Annotated in this window: 3 protein-coding genes and 1 pseudogene; 1 reads left to right on the forward strand and 3 read right to left on the reverse strand. The window is 36.4% G+C overall.

Features of this window, described 5'->3' with window-relative positions; all coding sequences use genetic code 11:
• Nucleotides 1–40: 40 nt before the first annotated feature.
• Nucleotides 41–940, reverse strand: a complete 900-nt coding sequence (locus ACOVO2_RS00825) for an AraC family transcriptional regulator (RefSeq protein WP_421768150.1) — start codon at nt 938–940, stop codon at nt 41–43.
• 788 nt (nt 941–1,728) lie between these two features.
• Here ACOVO2_RS00825 and ACOVO2_RS00830 point away from each other — a divergent pair.
• Nucleotides 1,729–2,340 (forward strand): hypothetical protein, encoded by a 612-nt coding sequence (locus tag ACOVO2_RS00830; RefSeq protein ID WP_421768151.1) that lies wholly within the window; start codon nt 1,729–1,731, stop codon nt 2,338–2,340.
• A gap of 307 nt (nt 2,341–2,647) precedes the next feature.
• Here the strand turns inward: ACOVO2_RS00830 and ACOVO2_RS00835 are convergent, their stop codons facing one another.
• Both ACOVO2_RS00835 and ACOVO2_RS00840 read right to left on the reverse strand, forming a co-directional pair.
• On the reverse strand, nt 2,648–5,092 hold the full coding sequence (locus ACOVO2_RS00835) for a beta-propeller fold lactonase family protein (RefSeq protein WP_421768152.1): 2,445 nt from the start codon (nt 5,090–5,092) through the stop codon (nt 2,648–2,650).
• Nucleotides 5,093–5,179: 87 nt separating this feature from the next.
• A pseudogene (locus ACOVO2_RS00840) lies at nt 5,180–7,312 on the reverse strand (carboxypeptidase regulatory-like domain-containing protein); the annotation flags it as partial.

Below are 7,312 nucleotides of genomic sequence, written 5' to 3' on the forward strand. Positions count from 1 at the left end.
TTTGTGTGCTTGAAACAAATTTTTATCGATTTCGCACAAATCATCGATAATCTTTGGGCATCATGCCGGTTTTACTTTTGAAGAATCTTGCAAAATTACTGGGTGTATGATTTCCTAACTTTACGGCAATTTCGGCTATTTGCAGGTTTGAAAATTTCAAAAGAGATTTAGCCTCCATTATTAACATTTCATTTAATAAGTCTTGGGCCGACTTCATTGTGATTTTCTTTACACACTTGTTTAAATGATTGGGAGTTACATTCAGGTGGTCGGCATACTCATTTACCTTTTGTTTTGTATAAATATATTGAGAAAGGGCTTCCTTGTATCTTTCAGTGAGCAGTACTGAAGCATTTTTACTTACATTCTTTTCATCAGTAGCAAATTTTGCCGACTCTTTGAGTAATGCAAACAAATAAACACTCACCAGATCCAAATCATTGGTTTTTGGTTCATTGACAAGTGTCTCAAGTCTTTCAAAGATATTTACAAACGCCGCTATAGAGTGGGTGTCTAATTTTATAATTGGGTTATTGAGAAAACCAAGGAAATTAAAATCTTTTAAAAATTTATCAAGATTGTGGTTTTTAAAGATCGATGAGTCAAAATGCAAGAAAAAACCTTCTGCATCCTTGCTTATGTAGTCGTGTGAGGTGATTTGATATGGTGGCAAAAAAAAGAGTTGTCCGGCTGTAAATTCATATTTGAGTAATCCTTTACTTCGAATTGAATTGCCTTTGGTCAGAAATATAATGTCAAATACTGTTTTTCGATGTGGGGGCAGTGGGAAAGAAATTTTATTTATAAATTCTTCCAATCGGTTAATGTGAAAAAGGTTATGATTTTTAGCAAAATTTAATGGCCAATCCATGTCATTAAAATGGAAATTATCCATCCCATCAGGTTGAATAATTGGTATTTTTACTTCAACTTCTCTCACTTTTTATCTTATTTAAAATACTAATGAACCTTGGTTTGTGAATATTAAAAAATTCAGAATTAATAGTCTGTGGGCTACATTTCTTTGAGACGATCATTCCTATAATTTTAATGAACATATGTATTTTCTAAATGAAAAATGCTAAAATAATGGTGGATTTTCTAAATAAATAGCATTTGGTAAAAATTCTTATGATCATCAATGTTGCTGGAAAGTTGTAAAGAATTTACATGTATACTAGGGCATAATTACATTAAGTATTGAAACTTGGCTCTTTAGTTTATGTAATAAAGGAACTTTTACTTACGAAAATTGTAAGTTTCGAGTTGTTTTTTATGCTTAATGCTAATCAAAGTTTTGTGATTGTAAATTTTGAATTCAGACAAAAATCTTTGATTTTTGGTTTCTCAACTCCTAGATAAATCTTTGAATTTGAAATGTCAGATTTTGATACAATTTCAAATCCTTAATCAACTACAAAAAAACTAAAATGTGGTATATTTTGAAATTTCTACCGAATAATAAATTTATTTGTTTTTCAATCTCTTTATTCAGAAATTAGCATAAAAATGCTATGTTCAAATTAGGTCTGAGTTAGTTTTGGCGTGCATGGTCGATTGTATGCATAAAATTGATCGTGGTGTGATGATAATACCTACAAAGGTAGTTTAACTTCAATACACAATTGTTTGTTTTTTTCTTGTTTACAGCGATTGTATTTCAGTTAAAGTGGTTAAAAAAATTAGATAGTAATGTTTAATTGCATATAAAACGAAGATTTGATCCACATGAAATCCTTAAATTTTCGAAGCTTTAAAAGAAGTGTGATAATACTCGTATTTTTTATTTGGCCTTCGGTTTCTGCTCTCGCACAAAATCATATTAACCTGACATTAAGGTGGAATAGTAAATCAGGCGTTTATGATGTTTATGGAAAGCCTAATTTTACAGCACAGGATTATCCCATCGGCCCAACCCAAATTTCGATCGTTTGCCCTAAGATTGTTCCAAACAAAAATTTGAGGACTATCAGTTATCAAATGGGTTTTTCACAAATCGATTCAATATTCGAACCATTGGCGGCACCTCAATCTGATTTTTTTGCTTTTCAGTCTTTTGGTGCTAAATTAGATTTTATCGAAAATGTTGAGTATTTACTATTTAGCTTTAGATTTACTGATAATATTTGTAGAGAAGGTGTAAGAATTTTCGATAATGACTCTGATCCGAACTATTCAATGCCTGGTATGTCTGGCGGTGATTTTAGAAATGCTATATATTCCGTAATGAGTGAGGAATTATACAACATCAATTATGATAATCTTGGTAGCGTATGCGATAATTGCCCAAAAGAAATTTGTATTCCATTTAAGTTAATCAAAAATACCAATAATGATTAGTGATTCTTTTGGTGCTTAGCAATTTGTCTATCAAATAACTTAAATTTTGATTACCCACTGAAGTACCACTGAGTTAATTATCTACTTGATTTCTTATAATTACGTTACTCTCGACCTATTTTTTAAAATCTACTTTTGCTTTGTATAGGCATTCCAATCATTTCACTCATTTTTAAAATTGTGAGTGCTTCAAGACGATTAATTTGTTTGATACAAAATGACCCAAATGTATCATTGTTTAATACACTTGGGTCATTCTACACTACTGATATTTGTTATTTAAGAAATTGTTATTCGTTTTTTAATTTCAGTCATCATCGCCATCTTCTTCTTTCAGTACCAAAAAAGCACTTCTTTTCGGTGCTGGCATTGGGCTGTTGAGCCCTTTAATTGATTGCCATACGATTTGACTAAATTCTAAATCATTGATTAAATCGGGCTTTGACAAGTCAAATTCGGCCGATTTGATGGAGTTTCTATTGATAGCCACATTAAGTTCATCTAATCGAATGTTGTTTTTCAAGGCCGTAAATGGCTTATTATTAGGCGTTTTGCTAAAACAACGCCACATTGGTGTGGCAGCCGCATCGTATTGGCTCATTGGTGGAATGCCCAGGATCAATTCCATCGTGCGAAGCATACTTGACGTTGAATACATCGTGTGGTCAACGTAGCCACGCTTCACAAATCCACCTGCCACATAAGCTGTTGAGCGGTGGGCATCTACGTGGTCAGAGCCGTTTTGGGCATCATCTTCCAAAATAAAAATCACTGATTGTTCCCAAATGCCAGATTTTGAAAGATGCTCAACCAATTTTCCTACTGCCAAATCATTATCGGCAACCATTGCTTCTGTCGTTGGCATTCCAACTCTTGCTCCGGCGGTGTGGTCGTTTCCGAGACGGATAATATTTAATTTCGGCACATTATTTTTTGTCAATAAAGAGTCAAAATCAGCTTTCCAAGCCTCAAATCGAGTAACATCTTTGATAGAAAGATTATAAGATGGAAATTTTACACTACAATTTTCCTTCAGATTTGGAAGTTTCGCTCTTTGTTCAGCAAATTCACCGTAAGACCTAAAACTTACACCCGCACGGTGAGCAAAATCCCAGATAAAGCCATTTTTGGGGTGTGCAATTTCTCGACTTCCTTCGTAGTCGTAAGTACCACCACGACCGCCGTAGCTGGTTACCCAAGTTTTTTCAACGTAGTCGTTGGCGTAAGCCGCCGTTGACCAGTTATGTCCATCGGCACTAACTTCGGCATCTACATAAAAATTGTCGAGCAATACGAAATCTTTTACTATGGCGTGCTGATTTGGCGTGATACGTTCGGGAAACAAGCAAAGTGTCGTATCGCCATTTCCACCTTTCACATCGCCCAAAACTTGGTCGTAAGTGCGGTTTTCTTTGATTAAATAAAACACATATTTAATGGGTGATTTTTGACCCAATTTTGTAGGAATCGGATTGCCTTTTTCACCTTCACTTTCTATTTCTTTGGTTTTGGTGTATGGCGTGTTTTCGTAAACAATTTTTGAATAATCGGCCAAAGTTTTTTCATCAGGAAAATCAAAAATTGAAAGGGTTCCTTTAAACAAACCACCAATATACTGTGTGCCTCGAACAGCCTCAGGATTTGCTCCTTTGAATTGCGGACTCTTAGAACTAACAGGATTAGGGCCTTTGGGATTGGCTGAAGAAGAAAGTCCTTTGCCGTTGGTTACATAGATTTTATTGCCAATGGTTTTGACCGAAGTTGGATACCAACCTGTAGGAATAAAGCCCAACGAACGGCTTTTTCCTCTTTCTTCTACCTCAAAAACCGCCAAACAGTTATTATCGGCATTGGCAATGAAGAGTTTTTCTTCGTCATCACTCAAGGCAACGCCATTTGGGGTCGAACCAACCGGCGACTCAGGATAAAGCGAGCAAGAAAGTGTTTCGATACGTTGTTTTTGTTTGGTATCAATCACCGAAACTGTATTATCGTTTCCGTGCGAAACGTATAAATACTGGCCGTCTTTGGTCAGCACCATATCATTTGGGTTTTTATCAACCGCTATTTCATCAATGATTTTTGCCGTTTCAATATCATAAATCAAGATTTTTGCACCGCCCCAAAGCGAGATATAAAGTAAATTTTTATTGGGCGAAAGAATACACGTATATGCTTCGGCGGTGAGAGGAATTTTCTTTAGAATACTTTTTGAAGCAATATCAAGCTGGTAAAGCGTATTGTTATCTTTTGCTACTACAAAAATATGTTTTTCGGTGGCACAAAGCCCTGCTGGTGAGACTTTTACAGGCCACGGTTTATCTAAGACAATCTCGCCATCTTTTTGGAGTTGATTGTTTTCGATTTTATAAATATTAATTTTGTTATCGTTTCCTGCCGATGCGTAGATGTATTTTTCATCAGGACTAAAAGCTAAACCTAACCATGATTTTTCGATGGTTTCATCGTCTAGTATTGTCTCAGTTGCGGCATCAATGAGTGTGATACTTTGTGTACTTTGTCCATTGTTTGTAACGGCCAGATATTTTTTTGATGGAGAAACTACTAAATTTAATGGTAAATCTTGCAGTTTTAGGCTTTTCCCAATCGGAGTTAATGACCAACCGTTGGTAAGTTTTACTCTTTTCAGACCCAGTTTTTCGACAGTCGAAGAATTGTTGGCGTTTGGTTTTTGACTCTTACAGCCTATCATAAGGCTCAAAACCAGCACAATTTTGGTGAAGTTTTTCATGTTGTTAGTTTGTTTTAAAAAAGTGATAGAGCCTGACCAAAAATGGCCAGACTCTTTTTAGGGTTAAATTTTAGGGTATATACCAGCTTAGAACGAATAGCGTAAACCTAACTGAATTCTCCACGGATTACCACCCGCCGTTGAAAGTTTACGACCAGCACCTGACTCCACATTATAGTTGTAGTTTTTGGTATTTTGGTCGAAAGTAGTCATTGTAAGCAAGTTGATATTTCCATGATTATATGAAACTCCTTTGGTTTTATCCAATAAATTCATGAAGTTAAAACAATCTGCCGAAAACCCTAGCTTATGATTTTTATAAAGTGTTATATCTTTGGTCAGACGTAAATCCAAAGTGTAATAAAACGGATTCACACCACCATTTCTTTCGGCAACTTTACCGATGCTTTTCGTGATATAATCTTTCACACTTTGTGTTACATCAGGGTTTTCTAAAAGCCCTTTGATACCATTTCTTACGGTTTCAGGCACAGCAGGGTTATTCGGGTCGAAAACAAAAGCTAAATCGTTTGTCAATACAAAATCGCCGTTGATACTTTTATTTCCACCCACCAAAAACGAGTAGCGTGTTCCACCAACACCATTAAAAACTGCACCCAGTTGGAAGCCTTTTACGGTTGGAGTGGCTGCACTTACCACTAATTTATCACTAAATTGAAAATCTGAGTAAGCCACTGTTCTATCTCTTGGGTCGTCAACGATGGCACGGAAAGTTGATGTATTTGCTACGCAACAGTCAAACGAAGTATTATCTTTTGTGTCGTTGCGGGTGTAACTTACCGTAAAATAGCCATCCGTTCCGAGTCTCATGCTTGCATCAAAAACTACCGCCATTTGGTCTAATTGTCCAGATGATTCTAATTCTAAAACTCTACCAATATCGGTGGCTTTTCGGCCTTTTGTCCAGTCGGTCGAGCCATTCGCAGGAATCGTGTTTGCTGGTACATACACTCCACGGTTTCCTTCGTTGCTTAGTGTAAAATATGGTTGGTCAACGATATTTCTATCATAATAAACATAATTATTGATGGTTTTCGACCATAATAAATTCACGCCCGCTCTGAATCTTGAATTGAAGAAACGGTTATATGATAAATTTAACTTAAAAATACTCGGTACTTGAAAGTCATCAGAAACAGCATTAATCGTGGAAATATAACTTTCACCTGGTTTGATTCCTGGTGTAGTGGCTGGATCGTTTCTGTACGAAACAAAGTCAGCTTTTGGAACTGCCGCCCCCGAAACATCAATCGAGCCTACGATTGTACCACTATTTTGAATATTATTCAACTGTAAGTAAGAAACTGGCTGAGCCGAGAAGATTCCACCACCAAATTTAATCAAATCTTTTTGTCGACCTTGCACATCCCAAGTTAATTGAAGTCGTGGTTGTAGATTGTTGAAATCAGCCAATGAATTGGTTGTTTTTATGCCCAATTTGTTTTCGGTGGTTGCGTTGGCATCGCCCTGTTTAAAGAAAACCGTTGCGTCATAACGTAAACCTGCCATTGCCGAAACGTTTTTAAATGGTTGAAAATCAACCTGTCCGAACAACGAGAAGTCGAGTAACGATTGTTGCACCGCCGGATTTACCAAAGGCACTTCACGGGCATAACGACTCGGTTTATTGTCAATAAAGTCTTGTAAACTTGCGTAGAAGAAACGGCCATTCATTTCGTTTACAATCTTAGAATCTAAGAAGGTAAGCATGTTGTCGGTGCCGAATTTAAAATTCAAACCACCTTTTCTCCAATAAGTTGTATTGGCCAAATGAAGCGTTTTATCGTTGGCGTATTCTGTGCCAAATCTTTGACCGCCGAACTGCACTGTGCGAGTTTGAGAAGCATTTGGGTTGGTTGCCGTAGGAATAACCGAACGAACCGTGATGATGGCACGAGGAATATTTGCCTCTGGCAAATCTGGACTCACGATATAGTTACGCTTAACGGTCTGATATTGAAATTTTAATTCGTTCGTAATATCGGGAGCAAGAGCCGAACGCAAAGAAACTAAAGCACTGTTTTCACGAGATTTGAAACCAATCCATGATTCGAGCAAGTTGATATTTGAATTATCTGATGTCGAATTAGGTGAGTTCCAAGTCGTAAGGTTATTACGGAAAGTTAATTTGTTCTTATCATTTAATTGCCAATCCAAACGCATAAACAAAGCATTTGCTTCGGTTTCTCTCGAAAAATC

Origin of the sequence: Emticicia sp., from assembly GCF_049241225.1 — a bacterium.
Taxonomy (GTDB): Bacteria; Bacteroidota; Bacteroidia; order Cytophagales; family Spirosomataceae; genus Emticicia.